The organism is Rhodanobacter sp. UC4437_H4, assembly GCF_052978425.1.
Genome location: NZ_CM129673.1, coordinates 1,461,414 through 1,481,017, shown reverse-complemented (window position 1 = coordinate 1,481,017; position 19,604 = coordinate 1,461,414). Strand labels below are relative to the sequence as shown.

The window sequence follows — 19,604 nt, the reverse complement described above, 5'->3', positions numbered from 1 at the left end:
CCGGCCCGCACGGGCTTGCTCCCAGGAACAGACCATGAAGACCATCGAAGGCGATTTCGCCACGCCCAACGGCCGCTTTGCCATCGTCGCCGGACGCTTCAACGGTTTCGTGGTGGAGCCGCTGGTTGCCGGCGCCCGCGACGCGCTGCTGCGCCATGGCGTGGCGGATGACGCGATCGAGCTGGTGCGCGTGCCCGGCGCCTGGGAAATCGCGCTGGTCGCGCACAAGCTGGCGCATTCGGGTGAGTACGCGGCGGTGATCGCGCTCGGCGCGGTGATCCGCGGCGCCACCCCCCATTTCGATTTCGTCGCCGGCGAATGCGCCAAGGGCCTGGCCTCGGCCGCGCTCGGCTCCGGCGTGCCGGTGGCGTTCGGCGTGCTCACCACCGACTCCATCGAACAGGCGATCGAGCGCGCCGGCACCAAGGCCGGCAACAAGGGCGCCGACGCCGCCTTGGCGGCGCTGGAGATGGCCAACCTCTACCGGAAACTCGGATGAGCGCGCGCGTCCACGGCCTCGACCTGCAGGCGCGCTCGCGGGCACGCCGCCGTGCTTTGCAGGCGCTGTACGCATGGCAGCTCAGCGGCAGCCACATGAATGCGGTGATCGAGCAGTTCCGCCACGAACAGGACATGGAAGTGGCCGACCTGGAGTATTTCGAGGACCTGCTGCACGGCGTCGAGCAGCACGTCGACGAGCTCGATGCCTGCCTGCGTCCGCACCTGGATCGCGAGGTGGCGCAGGTCGATCCGATCGAACGCGCCGCGCTGCGGCTGGCCGCCTACGAACTGAAGCATCGGCCCGACGTGCCTTACCGCGTGGTGCTGAACGAGGCGATCGAAGTGACCAAGCGCTTCGGCGCCGATCACGGTCACAGCTACGTCAACGGCGTGCTGGACAAGCTGGCCGCCGAGTTGCGCGCGCTCGAGAAGGGCGCTTGATGCAGCCCGCCGTCGTGCCTGCGGGCATCGATCCGGTGCCTCCGCTCGAAACCGCGCGCCTGCGCCTGCGCGGCCATCGCGCCGACGACCACGACGCCCTGCTGGCGATCTGGTCCGATCCGGTCGTGGTGCGTTACATCGGCGGTCGCCCGTCCACGCGGCAGGAAGCCTGGTTGCGGCTGCTGCGCTATCCGGGCCTGTGGTGCGTGCTCGGCTACGGCTACTGGGCGATCGAGGAGAAATCCAGCGGTCGCTGCATCGGCGACATCGGCTACGCCGATTTCCGGCGCGAGATCGAACCCTCGCTCGAAGGCATGCCCGAACTCGGCTGGGTGCTGGCCGCGGACAGTCACGGCAAGGGTTACGCCAGCGAAGCGCTGGCGGCGGTGCTGGCCTGGGGCCAGGCGCATCTGGGCGACCACACCGCGGTATGCATCATCGATCCGGACAACGCCGCCTCGATCCGCCTTGCCGAAAAGGCCGGCTTTGCGCTGCGCCAGCAGACCACCTACATGGGCGACCCGGTGCTGCTGTTCACGCGCTGACGGGCCCGGCAACAGAGGCGAGCGACGCTGATGGAATTCGACCTGATCGAGCTGATCCGGCAGCGCACCGTGCAGGCGCGCGACGACGTGCGGCTGGGCATCGGCGACGACGCGGCCGTGCTCGCCGTGCCCGCCGGGCAGGAGCTGGCGGTGGCGATCGACACGCTGGTCGAAGGCGTGCATTTTCCGCGCGGTACCGATCCGGCCGACATCGGCTGGAAGGCGCTGGCGGTGAACCTCTCCGACCTGGCGGCGATGGGTGCCACGCCGGCCTGGGCGCTGCTGGGACTGACCCTGCCGCAGGCGGATCGCGCCTTCGTCGAAGGCTTCGTCGACGGATTTTCGCGGCTGGCCGCTGTGCACCGGCTGGCGCTGGTCGGTGGCGATACCACGCGCGGCCCGCTGACCGTGAGCGTCGCGGTGCACGGCTTCGTGCCGCCGGGCAAGGCATTGACCCGGGCCGGTGCGCGCGTGGGCGACGCGGTGCTGGTCACCGGCACGCTGGGCGATGCCGCCGCCGGCCTGAACGTGCTGCAGCAATGGCGCCGTGAAGAGGATGATCGCGGCCAGTTGCGCGACTACCTCGTCGAACGGCTGAACCGGCCGACGCCGCGGCTGGCCGCCGGTGTCGCGCTGCGTGGGCAGGCGCATGCCTGCGTCGACGTTTCCGACGGCCTGCTCGCCGACCTGGGCCACATCTGCGCCGCCAGCGGCGTGGGTGCCGAGATCGACGCCGCGCTGCTGCCGCGCTCGTCGGCGCTCTTGGGCCTCTACGACGACGCCACCGCGCTGCACTTTGCGCTGGGCGGCGGCGACGATTACGAGTTGTGCTTCTGCGTGCCGCCCGACCGGTTGAGCCAGGTGCAGGCCGACCTGTCGCGGCTCGGCTGCGGTGCCACTCGCATCGGCCGGATCGTGGCCGGCACCGGGGTGCGCGTACGTGGCCACGACGGTGGCTGGATGGAGCCCGGCACGCCGGGCTGGGAGCATTTCGCGTGAATGACAGAAAACGCCTGAGCGCCACGCAAAGGCGTGCCCTGCTGGCCACGCCGTGGGGCTGGCTCGCCTGCGGGTTTGGTTCCGGCCTGGCGCCGCTGGCGCAGGGCACGTTCGGTTCGCTGGCCGCGCTGCTGCCGTGGCTGGTCCTGCGCGGCCTGCCCGCGTGGGGCTACGTGCTGGTGCTGCTGACGGGCTTCGCCGTCGGCGTGCGTGCCTGCGACATCGCCGGCCGCGCGCTGGGCGTGGACGATCATCGCAGCCTGGTCTGGGACGAGTTCATCGGCCAGTGGCTGGCGCTGCTGCCGCTGCTGGGCGCGCTGCTTCCCGCCGATGGCCTCGCGTGGTGGATGCCGGTGGCCGGTTTCGCGCTGTTCCGCCTGTTCGACGTCTGGAAGCCGTGGCCGATCCGCTGGCTGGACCGGCGCGTGAAGGGCGGTTTCGGCGTGATGGTCGACGACGTGATCGCCGGCGTGTTCGCCGCGATCGCGCTGGCCGCGCTGCTGCGCATCCTGGCCTGAGTCCCGCCGGCCTCGGGCATTCGGCCCGGGCCGGGATGCACAACCGCGTGCGCATGGGACGAAGCGATGTTCCGGCACGGCGGTTAGCCGGCGCCGATGGTCGATCAGGGGCAGTCGCGGCAGCAGGCGCCGGACGCGTACGCGGCGTCTCCGGCCGGCGCCGGCGGCGCATCGGGGTAACCGCGGCCGTCGTACCAGCGAAAGGAACCAGGCACCCTCGTTTCATCTCCATTGACCGGAGGCTCCATGCTTGATTCCGATCCCGCCGCCATTCCCGCCAGCCGTCGGCGTGCGACCTTGGCATGGCTTGCCATCGCGCTGATCGTCGCCGCCGTCGCCCTTGCGTTCGCATGGGTCGGCGGCTGGCTGGGTTCCAGCCGTCTCACGTCGCAACGTTTCACCAACGCGATCGAAACCGCCAACGGCCAGGTCTGGCGCGGGTTTCGCCGGGCTCACGCCAAGGGCGTCTGCGTGGCCGGCTACTTCGAGGGCAACGGGCAGGGAACGGCGCTGTCGAGCGCGCGATTGCTCGCACCAGTGCGCACGCCGTTCGTCGGCAGGTTGTCGATCGGCGGCGGCTCGCCCTACGGGCTGGACGCCAGGGCGCGCGTGCGCAGCATGGCGCTCAAGCTCGACAGCGACGACGGCCAGCAATGGCGCATGGCGATGAACAGCTTTCCGTTCTTCGGCGTGTCCTCGGTCGAGGCCTTCTATGAGCAGACCCGCGCCAACACGCCCGATCCGGTCACCGGCAAGCCCGATCCGGCGCGCCAGGCGGCGTTCGCCAAGGCGCATCCGGAATTCGCCCGCTTCGCCGATTGGGCCGCGCACGCGCCGTGGTCCACCAGCTGGGCCAACACCACGTTCAACGGCGTCGACACCTTCCGCTTCGTCAACCGCGCGGGCGAGGTGCGCAACGTGCGCTGGTCGATGCAGCCGCAAACCCCGTTTGCCGAGATGACGCCGGAACAGCGCAACCGGGCCGATGCCGATTACCTGGCCGAGGATCTCGCGGCGCGGCTGGCGAAGGGCGAACTGCGCTGGGACATGGTGGTGACGCTGGCGCAGGCCGACGATCCGGTGAACCCCTCGCAGAGCTGGCCGGAGGATCGCCCGCGGGTCACGGTCGGCACCGTGGTGGTGGAAAGCAGCAGCGCGCAGGCCACCGGCGCCTGCCGCGACATCAACTACGATCCGCTGGTGCTGCCCACCGGCGTGGAGGCTTCCGACGATCCGATCCTGGCGGCGCGTTCGGCCGTCTATTCGGTGTCGTTCAACCGCCGCGAGCACGACATCGCCAGCGGCGAGGCCGGCGCCGCCACCGGCCACGCCGCGACACCGGAGTCGGACCGATGAACCGCGCCGGCAGCTCCGCCCATTTCAACCTGCTCGCCCGCGTGCTGCACTGGACGATGGCGCTGGCGATCCTGGCGATGCTCTTCGTCGGCGTCGGCATGGTCGCCTCGCTGAGCCTGCGTCCCGCCCTGGTGAGCCTGCATCGCCCGCTGGGCATCGCGATCCTCCTGCTGGCGGTGGTGCGCCTGGCCAATCGCCTGCGCCATCCGCCACCGGCGTTGCCGGCCGACCTGCCGGCCATCCAGAAGGCTGCAGCCGGGGCCTCGCACATCCTGCTGTACGCCTTGATGTTCGCCATGCCGCTGGTGGGCTGGGCCATGGTCTCGGCTGGCGGCTATCCGGTGACCATGCCCGGCGGGGTCAGCCTGCCGGCGATCGCACCGCACGACCCGACGGTGTACGCCGTGCTGCGCACGGCCCATACCTGGCTGGCGCTGCTGCTGTTCGCCGTCGTGCTCATGCATCTGGCGGCGGCGCTGTACCACGCCTGGATACGCCGCGATGGCGTGTTCGCCAGCATGGCAAGGGGAGCGGGGCGGCACCGGAGCGATATCGGTTCCTAGGCCGCCGACGCCGCGCCTGGTGGCGACAGGGCATCCAAATGCGAACGTGCGCCGTATGAGCTGCATGTAGCGGTCCTGATCGCAGCAGACGAGGTTGCCCCGGGTGAAACGCTTGCTCATCCTGACGCTCCTCGCCGTGTGGGTGCTGCCCACGCCGGCGGCGCGTGCGCGTCAGTTCGACCCGATCCGGCCGGTGCACACCGCGGATGTGGGTCGCTACCTGGGGCGCTGGCATGTCCTCGCTGCCATCACGCCCCGTTTCGAGCGCGACAGCTACAACGCGGTGGAAACCTTCCGGCGCAACGACGACGGCTCACTCTGCATCTGGCTGCGCCAGCGCCACGGGGGTTTCGACGCGCCGGCAAGGCTGTTCAAGTCGACCGCGAGCGTGGTCGAGGGCAGCGGCCATGGCGAATGGCGCGTACGCTTCTTTGCCTTCCTGAGCGCCCGGTATCTGGTCGGCTGGCTGAAGGCCGACGGCACCCAGGCGATGGTGGTGCGCGATGCGCGCGACTATCTGTGGTTCCTTTCCCGTACGCCCACCGTGTCGGAGGCCGACTACGCCGCCATGCTCGATCGGGCCTCCGCCATGGGTTACGACCCGACCGCGATCCGCCGAGTGCCCCAGCGCTGGCCCGAGCTTGGCGCCGGCAGCGATCGTTTTGCCGGAGCATGCCCATGAAGTATCTCGTCGCCTTTCTCGCCTGGGCGATGCCCGTCGTCGCCTGGCTGTCCAACACCGGCGCGTTCGGGCCGACCAATGGCGAAATCTCGGATCGCTATCCCACCCTGATCGTGGCCGCCGGCTACGCGTTCGCCATCTGGGGGCCGATCTTCGTGCTGGACGCGATCTTCGGCACGCGACAGCTGTTCGAGCGGCACGCCACGGCGGCGCTGCGCCGCATCCGGGGGTTGACGGCGGCCGGCTTCGCGCTGACCTCGGCATGGATGATCGTGTTCTCGCAGCAGTGGTTCTGGCTCGCGCTGTTCGTCATCTGGGCCAGCCTGGCGTGCCTGCTCGCAGCCGCCTGGCAGGCGTCGCACACCGCCGGCCACGCGCGCGGGCCGTGGTGGCAGTGGGTCCCGCTGTCGCTGCACGCCGGCTGGGTGTCGCTGGCGGTGTTCCTCAACCTGGCCCAGGTGATCGTGGCGTTCCGCCTGTTGCCGGTGGCGGACATGCTGGCGTGGACGCTGGTGCTGTTCGCGCTGGCGGCGGCGCTGGTACTGACCATGATCGTGCGCATGCGCGGCAATCCCTGGTATGCGCTGGCGGCGCTGTGGGGCCTGCTGGGGGTATGCGTGAAACAGCGCAGCGCCGGCCTGGCCGGCGCGGATGCGGCCGCCAGCGTGGCCCTGCTGCTGGCCGTGGCGGTGCTCCTGGTGTCGCTGGTCTCGACGCTGCGCCAGCGCCGGGCGGCGACTTCGCCCACGGCGCGCTGAACCGGACGGCCACGCCCCATGACCATGCTGCGTCTGCTGCTGGGAGACCAGCTCGACCCCGGACATTCCTGGTTCGCGGCCAGCGATCCCGACGTGCTTTACGTGCTGATGGAAGTCCGCCAGGAAACGGATTACGCCCTCCACCACGCGCAGAAGATCCTGGCGATCTTCGCCGCCATGCGCGACTTCGCCCGCGGGCTGGAGGCGAGCGGCCATCGCGTGCGCTACTTCGCGATCGACGACGTCGCCAACCGTCAGTCGATCACCGCCAACCTCGACCAGCTGATCCGGGAGTACCGCGTGCGCACGTTCGAGTACCAGGCACCGGACGAGTGGCGCCTGGACCGGCAGCTGGCGGAGTACGCGCAGCACTTGCGCATCCCCGCACGGAAGGTGGACAGCGAGCACTTCCTGACCCGCCGCGACGAGGTGGCGACGTTCTTTGCCGGCCGGCGGCGCTGGAAGATGGAGCTGTTCTACCGGCACATGCGCGCGAAGCACCAGGTGTTGCTGGACAGGCAAGGGCGGCCGGTGGGCGGCCAATGGAACTTCGATGCCGACAACCGCAAGCGCTGGCCGGGTACGCCGAGCGAACCGGCCGATGCCCGACCGTCGCACGACCACCGCGCGCTGTGGCGGCGCATCGTGGCGGCGGGCGTGCAAAGCTTCGGCACGCCCGCGGCCGGGACGTTCCGCTGGCCGCTCAACCGGGACGAGGCGCTGCTCCAGCTCGATGCCTTCCTGCGCCACGGGCTCGCCGATTTCGGCGACTACCAGGACGCGATGAGCACGCAGGCGACGCGCCTGTTCCATTCACTGATCTCGTTCGCGCTCAACGTCAAGATGCTTTCGCCAGGCGAGGTGATCGAACGCGCCGAAGCGTGCTGGCGCGAGGGTCGCGCGCCGCTGGCGGCGGTCGAGGGTTTCATCCGCCAGATCCTCGGCTGGCGCGAGTACGTGCGCGGCGTGTACTGGGCGCGCATGCCCGCATACGCCGAGGCCAACTTCTTCGGCCACCGGCGCGATCTGCCGGCCTGGTTCTGGACCGGCGCCACCGGCATGAACTGCCTGCACCAGGCCATCACGCAGTCGCTGGAGCATGCCCACGCGCACCACATCCAGCGGTTGATGGTGATCGGCAACTTCGCGCTGCTGGCCGGCCTGGACCCCGGACAGGTGCACCGCTGGTATCTCGGCATCTACGTCGATGCCTTCGAGTGGGTGGAGTTGCCCAACACGCTGGGCATGAGCCAGTTCGCCGATGGCGGCCTGCTGGCGACCAAACCCTACGTTTCGTCGGCGAACTACATCCACAGGATGAGCGATTACTGCGCCGGCTGCCGCTACCGGCACGATCAGCGCACCGGCGAACGCGCCTGTCCGTTCAACGCGTTGTACTGGGATTTCCTGGCACGCCATCGCCGCGCACTGGCATCCCATCCGCGCCTCGGCATGGCCCTGCGCCAGCTCGAGCGCATGCCGCCCGCACAACGCGCCGAAGTGCTGCGGCGGGCCGAGGTCGTGCTCGGCGATCTCGACGCCTTGTGACCGGCAACGCACCTCGCACCCGCTTCCTGCCTCCACCGGAAAACCATCGATGCCCGACCAAGCCCTGATCCTGGTGAACCTCGGCTCCACGCCCTCCACCGACGTCGCCGACGTGCGGCGTTATCTCGACCAGTTCCTGATGGATCGCCACGTCATCGACGTGCCGTGGCCGCTGCGCCGGCTGATCGTCTCGCTGGTGTTGCGCACGCGTCCGGCGGCATCGGCCGCGGCCTATCGCTCGATCTGGTGGGACGAAGGCTCGCCGCTGCTGGTGATCGGCCGACGCCTGCAGGCGCGGGTGGCCGAACGCTGGCACGGCGCGCCGGTGGAACTGGCGATGCGCTACGGCGAACCCTCCATCGAGAAGGTGCTGTGCGACCTCGCCCGCCGCGGCATCCAACGCGCGACCCTGCTGCCGCTGTATCCGCAGTTTGCCGACAGCACCGTCACCACGGTCCTGGAAGAGGCGCGGCAGACCCTGCAGCGCCATCGCCTGCGGCTGCAGCTGGATCTGGTTGCGCCGTTCCATGACCGGCCGGAGTACCTGTCCGCGCTCGGCGCCAGCATGCGGCCCTATCTGGCGCAGCCGCACGACCATCTGCTGCTGAGCTATCACGGCCTGCCCGAGCGTCACATCCGCAAGGCGGACCCGACCGGCCGGCACTGCCTGTGCGGTCCGTCGTGCTGCCTAGAGCCTCCGGCAAACGTGCTGGAGCGCTGCTATCGCGCCCAATGCGTGCGCACCAGCGAGCGCCTGACCGCCGCACTCGGCATCCCGCACGAGCGCTGGTCGCTGGCGTTCCAGTCGCGGCTGGGCCGCGCGAAGTGGATCGAACCGCATACCGACGTCGTGCTCAAGGAGCTGGCTGCGCAGGGCGTACGCCGGTTGCTCGTGGCCTGCCCGGCGTTCGTGGCCGATTGCATCGAGACCCTGGAGGAGATCGGGATCCGCGGACGCGAAACCTTCCTCGCCGCCGGCGGCGAGGAGCTCACCCTGATCCCGTGCCTCAATGACCAGCCACAGTGGGCCGATGCCGTCGCGGCGCTGTGCCGACAGCCTTCGGGCCAGACCCTGGCCGCCTGAATCCGTCGATGGACGGCAAGCATGCATCCGGATGGCCCGGTGCTGCGTATGAGCTGATGGTGCATGCCGGGCATTCGGGTTCGACAGCGCACGACGCCATCCGCCGCTGCCAAAGGCCTGATCATGCAAACAGCACCCTCCGATGTGGCATCCATTCGCCATGCCGATGCCACCGCCATGTCGGACCGCATCCGCCACCGCCTGGGCGAGGCCGGCGCACGGTTCCACGCCAACGACAACGTGGCGGAGTTCATCCGGCCCGGCGAGCTGGACGAACTGCAACGGGAGGTAGAGGACAAGGCGGACGCGCTGCTGCGCGCCCTGGTGATCGACGTCGAGCACGACCACAACACCCGCGAGACCGCAAAGCGGCTGGCCAAGATGTTCGTGCGCGAGGTCTTCGCGGGCCGCTATCGGGCCGCGCCCGAGGTCACCGAGTTTCCCAACGTGCAGCATCTGAACGAGCTGATGATCGTCGGGCCGATGCGCGTGCGCAGCGCCTGTTCGCACCACCTGTGCCCGATCATGGGACGCGTGTGGGTGGGCGTGATGCCCCATGCCGCATCCAACCTGATCGGCTTGTCCAAGTACGCGCGACTGATCGACTGGGTGATGAGCCGGCCGCAGATCCAGGAGGAAGCGGTGGTGCAGATCGCCGACCTGCTCGAATCACGCCTGCGGCCCGACGGCCTCGCCGTGGTGCTGGAAGCCGATCATTACTGCATGCACTGGCGCGGCGTGAAGGACGATGGCGCCAGGATGGTGAACAGCGTGATGCGCGGATCCTTCCTCGAGGACACCTCGTTGCGAAAGGAATTCCTGAGCCTGTTGGCCGAGCGCAGGGCTTGAGCCTCGCCGTCGTGCATGGCCGCTCGGCTGCACGAAACTTGCCGGGTGCTCCGCGCTAACCACCTCGGGCCCGATCAGGGCGCGGCGAATGTGTTGATCTGCCTGTTCTCGACCACGACCATCCCGGTCCCTGAGGTCTCGGCCCTCGCCATGGCCAGCATGCACCTTCCCACGGCCGCGCTCGTGGTGAAGCTGCCGGGCATCAGGCGCACCGCCACGGACAGCACGGGACCGGCCAGCGCATAGAGTGCCCGCCGCGCGCGATGCGGAGACCGCTCGCCCTGCACGGGGCGGATGGCACCGGGCCGCAGTACCGTGGTGGCCAGCGCGAAGCGGCCGGGCACCTGCTCGGCCTCGCCCTTGATCCGCAACGGCATCAAGCGGCTGCGGATGTCGGCGCCGGCGCCGGAGACATAGATCATCCGTCCTCGCGGATTGGCGCGCGCAAAGGCCCGCGACACACACTCGAGGGTGGCCACCGTCGCCTCGCGATAGGCCGCTTCCGAGAGAAGCAGGGGCAACGGCCCGGCGCAGTACAGGCAGGCATCGATGCCGCCAAGGTCGAGTCCTTCCAGTGCCTTGTCGCGGAGTTCCGGTACTTGCAGCACGCGCACTCCCTGCGGCACGTCTGGCGACCGGCGGCGGACCAGCAACGTCACCCCGGGCTGCTCGGCGTCCTGCAGCAGCACCTTGAGGACGCCTTGTCCGACCAGTCCGCTCGCTCCGACCAGCAGTATCTTCATGGGTGACCTCCCGGGCAGGCCCGCCATCGACAGCGCCTGGACCAGTATTCCACCCCGGCCGGCCCGCGTGCCCATCTTCCGCACCCGTGGACCCCGCGGCGAGGGTGCACGCCAGGCTTGCCAGGCAACTCGCGATTGCTGCGCATTGCGCTGCCTGCTCCGGTCACTTTCCGGCAATGGCCGCGCGCCCGCCATCCACGCCGATCACTTGCCCGGTCATCCAGCCGGAGCGCGGCCAGAGCAGGTGGGCGGCAAGTTGGGCGATGTCTTCGGGTTCTCCCAGGCGGCCCAGGGGATGGGCTGCGGCGAACGCCTCGCGAAGCTTCGGGTTGGCCACCATGCGTGCGGCCAGCGGCGTCCGGATGAGCGATGGCGCAATCGCGTTGACCCGCACCGCGGGTGCCAGTTCGGCGGCAAGCGACCGGGTCAGACCCTCTACCGCCGCCTTGGCCATGGCGATGGACGCATGCGACGGAAAGCCGCGCGATGCTGCTACGGAGGAAAACAGCACCACGGACGCACCGGTGGTGCTTTTGCGCAGCGACGGCAGGGCCGCCCGGACGGCCAGCGCGGCGCCGATCGCGTTCAGCCGGTAATCGTGGGCCAGGTCAGCTTCGGAGACGCGCGAGATCGGCTTCACCGCGATGTTGCCGACCGCATAGACCAGGCCGTCGAGGCTCGCGGGCGCAGCCTCGGTCACCGCCGCAAAGGATGCTTCATCCAGTACGTCGGCCACCGTCCATGTCGCCCCCAGGGATTGCGCCAATGGTCGCAACGTCTCCTCATGGCGCGCCACCAGGTGCAACTGCGATCCCGTATCGGCGAGTAGCCGGGCCAGGCATGCGCCGACGCCGCCCGTGGCGCCGTAGATGAGTATGGATGAGGACATGGCCAGAGCCTGTGGGTGCCTGATTACAGGTACGGAGATCCGGTGCGAATGGATGCAAGGCTTTCGGCAGCGCCGGCGGAGAAGCACGGGGAACGATCAGCGTCGCGGACGTCCTTCATCGCCGGTGAATGCGCATCCGCCGGTGGACGCGCTCCGTATGGATGGATATGCCCTTCTGCGTGGCAACGTCTGCAGGCGAGCGTTGCCTTCCCCCATTCGACCGGAGTGCCGACCCATGCTTCCCCCCTTCCTCTGGATCGTTGTTGCCGGGTTGCTCTGCGCGTGCTGCTCGGAGGCCTTCGCCGCCGGGGAGACGGCCTCGCGCCGGGTACAGCGAGGCTGGCAAGCCGGTGCCATCGCGCTGGTCAGCAACGGTGGCTATGCCGGTTCCTCCCGTCGCCAGCTGGTGGTTCCCGCGGCGGCTTACGAAGGCGAGCACGCCTTCCTGCGCGGCCTGCAACTCGGCTGGCATGCCTGGCAACGCGACGACTGGCGGCTGGACCTGGTGGCGCAGGCACGGCTCGACGGATTCGATGCCGACGACATTCCCCTGGACGGTCTTCGGGACCGGCGCCGGAGCATGGATGTCGGCGCCGTGTTGACCCGCTCCGGCAGGCTGGGAAACCTGCAGCTGACCGTGCTGACCGATGCCTTGTCGCGAAGCCGCGGGCAGGAGCTCGCCATGCAGTACGGCTACCCGCTGCGGTTCGGCAAATGGCGCGTCACGCCCGGCCTGGGTGTGCGCTGGTGGTCGCCCCGGCTCGCCGACTACTACTACGGCATCCGCCCCTCCGAGGCAGCCAACGGCGCACCGGGGCCCTATGCCGTTCGCGGCGTGCTGGTGCCGGAAGCCAGCCTCGGCGCGGTGGCTCCGATGGGTCGCCGCTGGACGTTCTGGAGTGCCCTGAAGTACCAGCGGCTGCCTCGCGCGATCACCGACAGTCCGCTGGTGGAGCGCTCCTCGGCAAGCACCGTGCTGGCGGGTTTCGTCTACGCCTTCTGAGGCCGAACAGATTCCGTTGCCGGCGGATGGCGGCACATGCACGACGGCGTGGCGGTCGATGTCCCTCGGGTCGCCCGGCGGACGCCCGCGCTAATCGGCGAGCTCAAGCGCCGTACGTGGACGGATCAGCTCGCGCAACAGCGGATTGGGAAAACGCCGCTTCATGGTGACGGCAAAAAAGGTCTCGCTGAGCTGCGGCAACTGGTGAACCTCCACCAGGCGGCCGCTGCTCAATTCATCCTTGACCACGATCGGCGGAACCACCGCCAGGCCGACGTCCTCCCGGGCGATCAGTCGCAGCATCGCCATGTCGTCGATCTCCGCGGCCACCCGCACTTTCCAGCCCATGCGTTCGACCAGCGCGTCGAATCCAATGCGCACGCTGCTCTCCATCGTCGGCAGCACGAGGGGTTGCCTGGTCAGCAGTGTCTTCAGCGTGCCGCCCTTGCCGATGCGTTTCGGCGTTCCGATCAGGCTGACGGGTTGTTCGGCAATGGCGTGGGAAACCCAGGGAGTGGCCGCATCGCGGGCGGGCGCGACATTGACCAGCGCCACGTCCAGCCGGTGTGCTTCCAGGCTTTGCAACAGGAAGGCGGTGGTGCCCGAGCGAACGATGACCTCGACATTCCGGCGTCCCAGCAATGGCCGCAGGAAACCGATCTGGAAATTGCGCGACAGCGTGGCCAATGCCCCGACCCTGAGAATCGCACGCCGGCCGCCGGAGCGCTGCTTGAGCGTGGCGAGCAGGTCGCCACCGGTGGCGAAGATCGATTCCGCGTGGTCGAAGGCGATGCGCCCGGCCTCGGTCAGCACGAGTTGCCGACCGCTGCGTTCGAACAGGTCCTGCCCCAGCTGAGCCTCGAGCTTCTTGATCTGGATCGACAGCGCCGACTGCGAGACCAACAGCTTCTCCGCGGCGCGTGTGAGGTTTCCCTCGCGGGCAACCGCCCAGAAGTAGCGCAAGTGGTTGTAGTTCAGTGCGGCCATGCAATCATTCTATTTTGTATATCGGCAGGTTTCGTTAAATGAATTTTTTAGAATGATGCGCGAAGCGTAGGCTTGCCGCGGCTCACCTGACCGCGGAGTGATTGATGTTGCCTGCCCTTGCGACGCTGTTTCTGCTTGCCCCCGCCAGCCTGTTGTTGGCGACCCTGTTTCCTTCACGGCCGGGACCTCGTCGGCCGCACGCCATGCTTCTCGCAAGCCGCCTGGCGACGTGGTTTTGCCTGGTGCTCGCGGTGCTGGCCTGCCTGCTGACCGCGTGGGAAGGCCCGGCCACCAGCGGGTTGCTGGGAGACAATGGCATCGGCTTGTCGGTCAGGCTGGATGCCATCAGTTGCACCATGTTCCTGCTGGTCGCCTTCGTCGGCGTCGTCGTGGTCCAGTACAGCCGCAACTACATGGACGGCGAGCCGCGCCAGGGCGCCTTCATGGCCGGCCTGTGCCGGACGCTGGCAGCCGTGACGCTGCTGGTCTTCGCGGGCAACCTCGTGCAGCTGGTGGTTGCGTGGGTGGCGATGAGCCTCTCCCTGCACCGCTTGCTGGTGTTCTACCCGGAGCGCCGACCCGCAAGGATCGCCGCCCGCAAGAAGTTCCTCGCCGCCCGCCTCGGTGATGCGTGCATGCTCGGTGCCGCCGCCCTGCTGGTGACCACGTTCGGCACGACCGACCTGGCCACCGTGCTGGCCCGGGCGCAGGCCATCGCCGCCGACGCCGCGCCGCCCGCACTCTCGCTGGCGGCCTTGCTGCTGGGTGTCGCGGCGCTCATGAAGTCGGCGCAGTTCCCCACCCACGGCTGGCTGCCGGAGGTGATGGACACGCCGACGCCGGTGTCGGCCCTGTTGCATGCGGGCATCATCAATGCGGGTGGATTCCTGTTGATCCGCTTTGCCGACGTGATGGTGCTCTCGATGCCGACGCTGCACGGCGTTGCCATCGTGGGCGGCTTCACCGCCTTGTTCGGCGGCGTGGTGATGCTGACCCAGACCAGCGTGAAAGGATCGCTGGCTTTCTCGACCGTGGCGCAGATGGGTTTCATGACACTGCAATGCGGGCTCGGCGCGTTCGCGATCGCGCTGCTTCACCTGGTCGCCCATTCGCTGTACAAGGCCCACGCCTTCCTCTCGGCCGGGGGCGTGGTGGAAACCGAGACGCTGCCGCGTTTCGCCAGGCCGCGCCTGCGCCCCGTCCTGCTGAGCCTGTTGCTGGCGACCGCGATCTACGTGCTGTTTGCCTGGGTATTCGGAACCTTCGTGCGGGCGGAGCCTGCCGTGCTGACCCTGGGCGCGATCCTGGTGATGGGCGTCAGCATGCTGCTGGCATCGTCACTGCAAGGGGCCACCACTTCCCGCCTGGTTGTGCAGACCCTGCTCGGGGCCGCCGGAACCACGCTGGCCTATTTCATCCTGGAAACCGCCTTCACGCGGCTGACCGCCGGCAGCCTGCCGGCGATTCCCCGGCCCGACGGCACGGGCCTGCTGATCATGGGACTGGCCATCGCATCGTTCACCGCGGTGACCGTGCTGCAAAGCCTGGTCGTGCTGTGCAACCAGCGGCCGCTCTGGCGGGCGGCACGCGTCCACCTGGCCAACGGCCTCTACGTCAACGCCATCTTCAATCGCCTGGTGGGTGCCTTGCGTCGGGAAGACGCGCGCCATCACGCCCGGACCATCGCCTGAGGAGCCGCCCATGAACGCCATCGCATTGAAGATCAGGGAACAAGCCGATCCCATCCCACCTTCCTCCGACATCGGGGCAGGGCGTGCATGTGAAGCCGCGCAGCGCGCGTGTGGACGCATCGCGCCACTGTGGCCGCTGAAGAATTTCGTGGCCGTCAATCCCTTCCTCGGCATGGCCGACCGCCGCTTCGGCGAGGTCGCGCGCGTCATGGCCGAGGTGGCAGGCGCCCGCATGACCATGCCGCGCGCGTTCTACCGCGACGCCATCGCCCAGGGTCGCATCACCGACCGGGATCTTGGCCAGGCCCTGCTGCGCAAGGGAAGTGCCGCCCCTCGCACCCTCGACGTCGCGGCGCTGCGCCGCCAGCTGCAGACCGAGGACATGGCGGCACGCACACCGCTGCCGACCGTTGCCGACGTCGCCGGCAAGCTGACCGGACGGGACTGGGCCAGCTTTGCCGGCGAGCGGATCTCGCTGTGGGCGGCCGGCTACTTCGACGCGGGGCAGGCGCTGTGGCCAACGTCGACACGGCACCTGGGTCCCTATGCGGCCTGGCTTGAGGAGGCCGCCATCGATCGCACGCCCCAGGTCATGGGGCTCGCCGGATTCCACCGCGCCATCGGCGCGCTTCCTGCCACGGCCGAAGCGATGATCGCCCAGGGGGCCGTCCGCCTGCAGATGGGCGAGCCGGGCCTTGCCGATTATTTCCACCGGCTGCTGATGAGCGTCGGCGGCTGGGCCGGCTACGCCCGCTACCAGGTCTGGCAAAGCGAGCTGGCGGGGCGCCGCGACGACACCTTGCTCGAACTGCTGGCGATACGGCTGACTTTCGAGGTGGCGCTGCTGGAAACGTGCCAGCCGGTCGCCGCACTGGCGGCCGGATGGGAGCAGGCCCGCGCCTGTTTCGCTGCATCGGCCCGCGAAAACGAGCCGGCCGCGCCGACGCTGGAAGAAATCCTGCAGGATGCCTACGAAATCGCCTGGCAGCGATCCTTCCTCGCCAAGCTCGCCGCACCGCGGCCATCCGTGATCGCCATGCGTCCGGCGGTGCAGGCGGCCTTCTGCATCGACGTACGCTCCGAAACCTTCCGGCGCGCGCTGGAGAAAGTGGCACCCGGCGTGGAGACGCTGGGCATGGCCGGCTTTTTCGGCATGCCGATGGAGTATGTGCCGCTCGGTCGGGGCCAGGGTGGTCCCCGCTGCCCGGTGTTGCTGGCACCCGGCCTGTCGGTGCACGAGACCGTCAAGGGCGCGACGGCGCAGGAGCAAGCCGACATCGCCACGCGGCGGCGGCGGCGGCTTCGCGCCATCGGCCAATGGCGCTGGTTCAAGCTGGCCGCGGTGTCGTCGTTCACCTTCGTCGAAGCGATGGGGTGGAAGTTCGCCGGCAAGCTCATCGCCGACAGCCTGGGCTTCACCCGGCCCGAAGCGCACCCGGCGAAGCGCGGTATCGACGACGCGGCACTCGCGCGCCTGGCGCCGGACATCACGCCCTCGACCGCGAACGACCGCGCCACCGGCATGCCGCTGGAAACCAGGGTCGCGCTGGCAGAGGGCGCCCTGCGCGCCATGTCGCTGCGGCAGCAGTTCGCGCGCGTGGTGCTGTTCGTCGGGCACGGCGCCAGCTCGGTCAACAACCCGCATGCCAGCGGCCTGGATTGCGGGGCTTGCGGTGGGCACGCGGGCGACGCCAATGCGCGGGTGGCGGCTGCGGTGCTGAACGACCGCCAGGTGCGCCAGGCCCTGGCAGAACGCGGCACGGTGATTCCCGACGAGACGCATTTCCTCGGCGCGCTGCACGACACCACCACCGACCAGGTGACGATCTTCGACACCGACGGCTTGCCGGCGACGCATGCCGACGACCTGGCCCGACTGCAGGCAGCGCTGGCCGAGGCCGGCCGGGTGACCCGGCAGGAACGTGCCGCCATCCTTACCTTGCACGACCGGCGCCCGGTCGAGCGCCAGCTCCTGGCGCGCAGCAGGGACTGGAGCGAGGTGCGGCCGGAGTGGGGCCTGGCCGGCTGCGCGGCCTACATCATCGCCCCGCGCAGCCGCACCGCGGGCCTCGACCTGGCGGGGCGTGCCTTCCTCAATTCCTACGACTGGCAGCGCGATGACGGCTTCAAGACCCTGGAATCCATCATGACCGCGCCGATGATCGTGGGCGCGTGGATCAGCCTGCAGTATTACGGCTCGGCGGTGGACAACCGGGTCTTCGGAAGCGGCAACAAGACGCTCCACAACGTGGTCGGCAAGCTGGGCGTGCTGGAGGGCAATGGCGGCGACCTGCGCACCGGCTTGCCATGGCAGTCGCTGCATGACGGCAAGCGCTATGTCCATGAGCCGCTGCGGCTGTCCGTCGTCATCGCCGCTCCGCTGGACGCCATCAACGCCATCGTCGCCAGGCATGAAGCCGTGCGGCACCTGTTCGACCACGGCTGGGCCCACCTGTTCGCCTTCGGCGACAAGCCAGGGTCCATGCATCGCTACACCGGCCATCTGACCTGGGAGGACGCGGCATGAACATCAAGGATCGGGAAGACATCAGGCTCTCCGGGAGTGCTGGCGTGCGCGACGCGGTGGATGCGCTGCGCCGCGGCGCCTTGATCGGCCTGCCGACCGAGACGGTCTACGGACTGGGCGCGGATGCCGGCAACCCCGCCGCGGTCGCGAAGATCTTCGCGGCCAAGCAGCGCCCCGCAGACCATCCGCTCATCGTGCACCTGCATCGGGCCGCCCAGTTGGCGCAGTGGGCGCGGGACATTCCCGCGCTCGCATGGGATCTTGCCGAAGCCTTCTGGCCTGGCCCGCTCACGCTGGTGTTGCCCCGCGCCGCCACGGTGAGCGACGGCGTGACGGGCGGCCTGGATACGGTGGCGCTGCGCGTGCCCGCGCACCCGCTGGCGCTGGACGTGCTGGAAGCGTTCGGCGGGGGAATCGCCGCGCCCTCCGCCAACCGGCACAAGAAGATCAGCCCGACCACCGCCCGGCACGTCCGGGAAGAGCTTGGCGACGCGGTCGAGGTGCTGCTGGATGGCGGCCCTTGCCGCGTGGGCATCGAATCGACCATCGTCGATCTTTCCACCGGTCTGCCGCGGCTGCTCCGGCCCGGTGCGATCACCGAGCAGGACCTGGAACGGGTGACCGGCAAACCGGTCGAGTCGCCGGTGGACACCGCGATACGCAGCCCCGGCCGCATGAAGCTTCACTACGCCCCCAACGCCCGCGTGGTGCTGGCATCGATGGAACAGGTGCCCGAGCGCATCGCCGAATATGCCGCGCTCAGCGCTCGCGTGGGCGTGCTCTCCGCGCGGCGTGCCGAGAGCTGGCCGGCACAGGTGCCCTGGTTGTCCATGGGTCATTCTCCGGACCAGCAGGCGCAGCAGCTGTACCGGCGGCTGCGCGAAGCAGACGACATGGATCTCGCCGTGCTGATCGTGGTGCCGCCGGATGGCCGCGGACTGAACCATGCCCTGCGCGACCGGTTGTGGCGAGCGGCGGGCCTCGGCCATGCACTCGCGTGACGAGGATGCCTTCCCGGACACCAGCCATCTCGCACACCTGGAGAACGAGGCCGTTTTCATCCTGCGCGAGGCCGTGGCGCAGGCACGCAAGCCGGTGCTCCTGTTTTCCGGAGGCAAGGATTCCACCGTGCTCGCCCATCTCGCGCTGCGCGCCTTCCACCCCGCGCCGCCACCCCTGCCGCTGCTCCACGTCGACTCCACCTGGGAGTTTCGCGAGGTGCTCGCATTCCGCGACAGCTTTGCGCGCAAGCATGGGTTCCAACTGCACGTACACGCCAATGAACAGGGCCGCGCCGCCGGCGTGAATCCCTTCGACCATGGCGATGCCTACACCACGGCCATGCGCACGGATGCGCTGAAGCAGGCGCTGGACGACGGCGGGTACGACGTGGTCTTCGGCGGGGCGCGCCGCGACGAGGAAAAATCCCGGGCAAAGGAACGCGTGTTCTCGCTGCGCGAGCGTGGGCACACATGGAACCCTCGCCGGCAGCGGCCGGAGTTGTGGAACCTCTACAACACCCGGTTGGCCGAGGGGCAGTCGTTGCGCGTCTATCCGTTGTCCAACTGGACGGAAGCGGACGTCTGGCATTACGCCATGCTGAGGAAGGTCGAGCTGGTGCCTCTGTATTTCGCGGCCTGGCGACCGGTGGTTCAACGCGATGGCGTGCTCATCGTGGTGGACGAACCCGAGCGCATGCGCTTCCTGGCCGGCGAGACGACGAGTCGCCGCCACGTGCGTTTCCGTACCCTGGGTTGCTGGCCGGTGACCGGCGCCATCGAATCGACTGCGGCGGACCCAGCGGCCGTGTTGGCCGAAACCCTTGCTTCATCTGCATCCGAACGCCAGGGTCGGCTGGGTGGCCAGGATCCGGGTGCAAGCCTGGAAAGGCAGAAGCGCGAGGGTTACTTCTGATGCCGC

The 19,604-nt window shown here is 69.1% G+C and carries 20 protein-coding genes; 17 read left to right on the top strand and 3 right to left on the bottom strand.

Annotated features, from left to right (window positions below; translation table 11 throughout):
• Positions 1–34 precede the first annotated feature (34 nt).
• The 12 genes from ribH (at position 35) to folE (ending at position 9,844) form a co-directional block, all read left to right on the top strand.
• Positions 35–499, top strand: coding sequence for a 6,7-dimethyl-8-ribityllumazine synthase (gene ribH / locus ACVCL3_RS07010; RefSeq protein WP_136259631.1), 465 nt, complete (start codon positions 35–37; stop codon positions 497–499).
• A complete protein-coding gene (nusB, locus tag ACVCL3_RS07005) occupies positions 496–942 on the top strand; it encodes a transcription antitermination factor NusB (RefSeq protein ID WP_447097073.1) in 447 nt (148 codons plus the stop codon). Before ribH ends, nusB begins: the two co-directional genes overlap by 4 nt.
• On the top strand, positions 942–1,487 hold the full coding sequence (locus ACVCL3_RS07000; protein WP_395116848.1) for a GNAT family N-acetyltransferase: 546 nt from the start codon (positions 942–944) through the stop codon (positions 1,485–1,487). Before nusB ends, ACVCL3_RS07000 begins: the two co-directional genes overlap by 1 nt.
• A gap of 30 nt (positions 1,488–1,517) precedes the next feature.
• Positions 1,518–2,486, top strand: a complete 969-nt coding sequence (thiL, locus tag ACVCL3_RS06995; protein ID WP_395116850.1) for a thiamine-phosphate kinase — start codon at positions 1,518–1,520, stop codon at positions 2,484–2,486.
• On the top strand, positions 2,483–3,004 hold the full coding sequence (locus ACVCL3_RS06990; RefSeq protein ID WP_395116852.1) for a phosphatidylglycerophosphatase A family protein: 522 nt from the start codon (positions 2,483–2,485) through the stop codon (positions 3,002–3,004). Before thiL ends, ACVCL3_RS06990 begins: the two co-directional genes overlap by 4 nt.
• Positions 3,005–3,250: 246 nt before the next feature.
• A complete protein-coding gene (locus ACVCL3_RS06985) occupies positions 3,251–4,360 on the top strand; it encodes a catalase family peroxidase (RefSeq protein WP_447100816.1) in 1,110 nt (369 codons plus the stop codon).
• Entirely contained in the window at positions 4,357–4,923 is a 567-nt protein-coding gene (locus tag ACVCL3_RS06980; RefSeq protein WP_447097070.1) for a cytochrome b, read from the top strand. The genes ACVCL3_RS06985 and ACVCL3_RS06980 overlap by 4 nt, the downstream gene beginning before the upstream one ends.
• Before the next feature lie 103 nt (positions 4,924–5,026).
• Positions 5,027–5,605 (top strand): lipocalin family protein, encoded by a 579-nt coding sequence (locus tag ACVCL3_RS06975; RefSeq protein ID WP_447100815.1) that lies wholly within the window; start codon positions 5,027–5,029, stop codon positions 5,603–5,605.
• The gene (locus tag ACVCL3_RS06970; protein WP_447100814.1) at positions 5,602–6,363 is read left to right on the top strand and encodes a hypothetical protein; all 762 of its coding nucleotides are present in this window, start codon (positions 5,602–5,604) and stop codon (positions 6,361–6,363) included. The genes ACVCL3_RS06975 and ACVCL3_RS06970 overlap by 4 nt, the downstream gene beginning before the upstream one ends.
• A gap of 18 nt (positions 6,364–6,381) precedes the next feature.
• Positions 6,382–7,911 (top strand): cryptochrome/photolyase family protein, encoded by a 1,530-nt coding sequence (locus ACVCL3_RS06965; protein ID WP_447100813.1) that lies wholly within the window; start codon positions 6,382–6,384, stop codon positions 7,909–7,911.
• A 49-nt stretch (positions 7,912–7,960) separates the two neighbouring features.
• Entirely contained in the window at positions 7,961–8,995 is a 1,035-nt protein-coding gene (hemH, locus tag ACVCL3_RS06960; protein WP_447100812.1) for a ferrochelatase, read from the top strand.
• Positions 8,996–9,172: 177 nt separating this feature from the next.
• On the top strand, positions 9,173–9,844 hold the full coding sequence (gene folE, locus ACVCL3_RS06955; protein ID WP_447100811.1) for a GTP cyclohydrolase I: 672 nt from the start codon (positions 9,173–9,175) through the stop codon (positions 9,842–9,844).
• Positions 9,845–9,918: 74 nt separating this feature from the next.
• Here the strand turns inward: folE and ACVCL3_RS06950 are convergent, their stop codons facing one another.
• Positions 9,919–10,587: an oxidoreductase gene (locus ACVCL3_RS06950; protein ID WP_447100810.1), complete on the bottom strand. Its 669-nt coding sequence runs from the start codon at positions 10,585–10,587 to the stop codon at positions 9,919–9,921.
• Between the two features lie 163 nt (positions 10,588–10,750).
• Positions 10,751–11,476: an SDR family NAD(P)-dependent oxidoreductase gene (locus ACVCL3_RS06945; RefSeq protein WP_395116868.1), complete on the bottom strand. Its 726-nt coding sequence runs from the start codon at positions 11,474–11,476 to the stop codon at positions 10,751–10,753.
• Between the two features lie 235 nt (positions 11,477–11,711).
• Here ACVCL3_RS06945 and ACVCL3_RS06940 point away from each other — a divergent pair, with 235 nt between their 5' ends.
• Positions 11,712–12,479, top strand: a complete 768-nt coding sequence (locus ACVCL3_RS06940; protein WP_447100809.1) for a MipA/OmpV family protein — start codon at positions 11,712–11,714, stop codon at positions 12,477–12,479.
• 90 nt (positions 12,480–12,569) lie between these two features.
• Here the strand turns inward: ACVCL3_RS06940 and ACVCL3_RS06935 are convergent, their stop codons facing one another.
• Positions 12,570–13,466, bottom strand: a complete 897-nt coding sequence (locus ACVCL3_RS06935; protein ID WP_447100808.1) for a LysR family transcriptional regulator — start codon at positions 13,464–13,466, stop codon at positions 12,570–12,572.
• A gap of 104 nt (positions 13,467–13,570) precedes the next feature.
• Between ACVCL3_RS06935 and ACVCL3_RS06930 the strand changes: the two genes are divergently transcribed.
• From ACVCL3_RS06930 to cysD, 4 genes are read left to right on the top strand one after another with little or no spacing between them, the layout of a single operon-like run.
• Positions 13,571–15,157, top strand: a complete 1,587-nt coding sequence (locus ACVCL3_RS06930; RefSeq protein WP_447100807.1) for a proton-conducting transporter transmembrane domain-containing protein — start codon at positions 13,571–13,573, stop codon at positions 15,155–15,157.
• Between the two features lie 10 nt (positions 15,158–15,167).
• The gene (locus ACVCL3_RS06925; RefSeq protein WP_447100806.1) at positions 15,168–17,684 is read left to right on the top strand and encodes a YbcC family protein; all 2,517 of its coding nucleotides are present in this window, start codon (positions 15,168–15,170) and stop codon (positions 17,682–17,684) included.
• Complete coding sequence (locus tag ACVCL3_RS06920) at positions 17,681–18,685, top strand: L-threonylcarbamoyladenylate synthase (RefSeq protein ID WP_447100805.1); 1,005 nt, start codon at positions 17,681–17,683, stop codon at positions 18,683–18,685. The genes ACVCL3_RS06925 and ACVCL3_RS06920 overlap by 4 nt, the downstream gene beginning before the upstream one ends.
• Positions 18,630–19,598: a sulfate adenylyltransferase subunit CysD gene (gene cysD / locus ACVCL3_RS06915; protein ID WP_447100804.1), complete on the top strand. Its 969-nt coding sequence runs from the start codon at positions 18,630–18,632 to the stop codon at positions 19,596–19,598. The genes ACVCL3_RS06920 and cysD overlap by 56 nt, the downstream gene beginning before the upstream one ends.
• Positions 19,599–19,604 lie beyond the last annotated feature (6 nt).

Coding starts and splice junctions, on each gene's coding strand:
- ACVCL3_RS06925 (WP_447100806.1), top strand. CDS start 15,168: ATGAACGCCATCGCATTGAAGATCAGGGAACAAGCCGATCCCATCCCA.
- ACVCL3_RS06945 (WP_395116868.1), bottom strand. CDS start 11,476: ATGTCCTCATCCATACTCATCTACGGCGCCACGGGCGGCGTCGGCGCA.
- ACVCL3_RS06965 (WP_447100813.1), top strand. CDS start 6,382: ATGACCATGCTGCGTCTGCTGCTGGGAGACCAGCTCGACCCCGGACAT.
- hemH (WP_447100812.1), top strand. CDS start 7,961: ATGCCCGACCAAGCCCTGATCCTGGTGAACCTCGGCTCCACGCCCTCC.
- ACVCL3_RS06940 (WP_447100809.1), top strand. CDS start 11,712: ATGCTTCCCCCCTTCCTCTGGATCGTTGTTGCCGGGTTGCTCTGCGCG.
- ribH (WP_136259631.1), top strand. CDS start 35: ATGAAGACCATCGAAGGCGATTTCGCCACGCCCAACGGCCGCTTTGCC.
- ACVCL3_RS06985 (WP_447100816.1), top strand. CDS start 3,251: ATGCTTGATTCCGATCCCGCCGCCATTCCCGCCAGCCGTCGGCGTGCG.
- cysD (WP_447100804.1), top strand. CDS start 18,630: ATGCCCTGCGCGACCGGTTGTGGCGAGCGGCGGGCCTCGGCCATGCAC.
- folE (WP_447100811.1), top strand. CDS start 9,173: ATGTCGGACCGCATCCGCCACCGCCTGGGCGAGGCCGGCGCACGGTTC.
- thiL (WP_395116850.1), top strand. CDS start 1,518: ATGGAATTCGACCTGATCGAGCTGATCCGGCAGCGCACCGTGCAGGCG.
- ACVCL3_RS06935 (WP_447100808.1), bottom strand. CDS start 13,466: ATGGCCGCACTGAACTACAACCACTTGCGCTACTTCTGGGCGGTTGCC.
- nusB (WP_447097073.1), top strand. CDS start 496: ATGAGCGCGCGCGTCCACGGCCTCGACCTGCAGGCGCGCTCGCGGGCA.
- ACVCL3_RS06920 (WP_447100805.1), top strand. CDS start 17,681: ATGAACATCAAGGATCGGGAAGACATCAGGCTCTCCGGGAGTGCTGGC.
- ACVCL3_RS06980 (WP_447097070.1), top strand. CDS start 4,357: ATGAACCGCGCCGGCAGCTCCGCCCATTTCAACCTGCTCGCCCGCGTG.
- ACVCL3_RS06950 (WP_447100810.1), bottom strand. CDS start 10,587: ATGAAGATACTGCTGGTCGGAGCGAGCGGACTGGTCGGACAAGGCGTC.
- ACVCL3_RS07000 (WP_395116848.1), top strand. CDS start 942: ATGCAGCCCGCCGTCGTGCCTGCGGGCATCGATCCGGTGCCTCCGCTC.
- ACVCL3_RS06970 (WP_447100814.1), top strand. CDS start 5,602: ATGAAGTATCTCGTCGCCTTTCTCGCCTGGGCGATGCCCGTCGTCGCC.
- ACVCL3_RS06930 (WP_447100807.1), top strand. CDS start 13,571: ATGTTGCCTGCCCTTGCGACGCTGTTTCTGCTTGCCCCCGCCAGCCTG.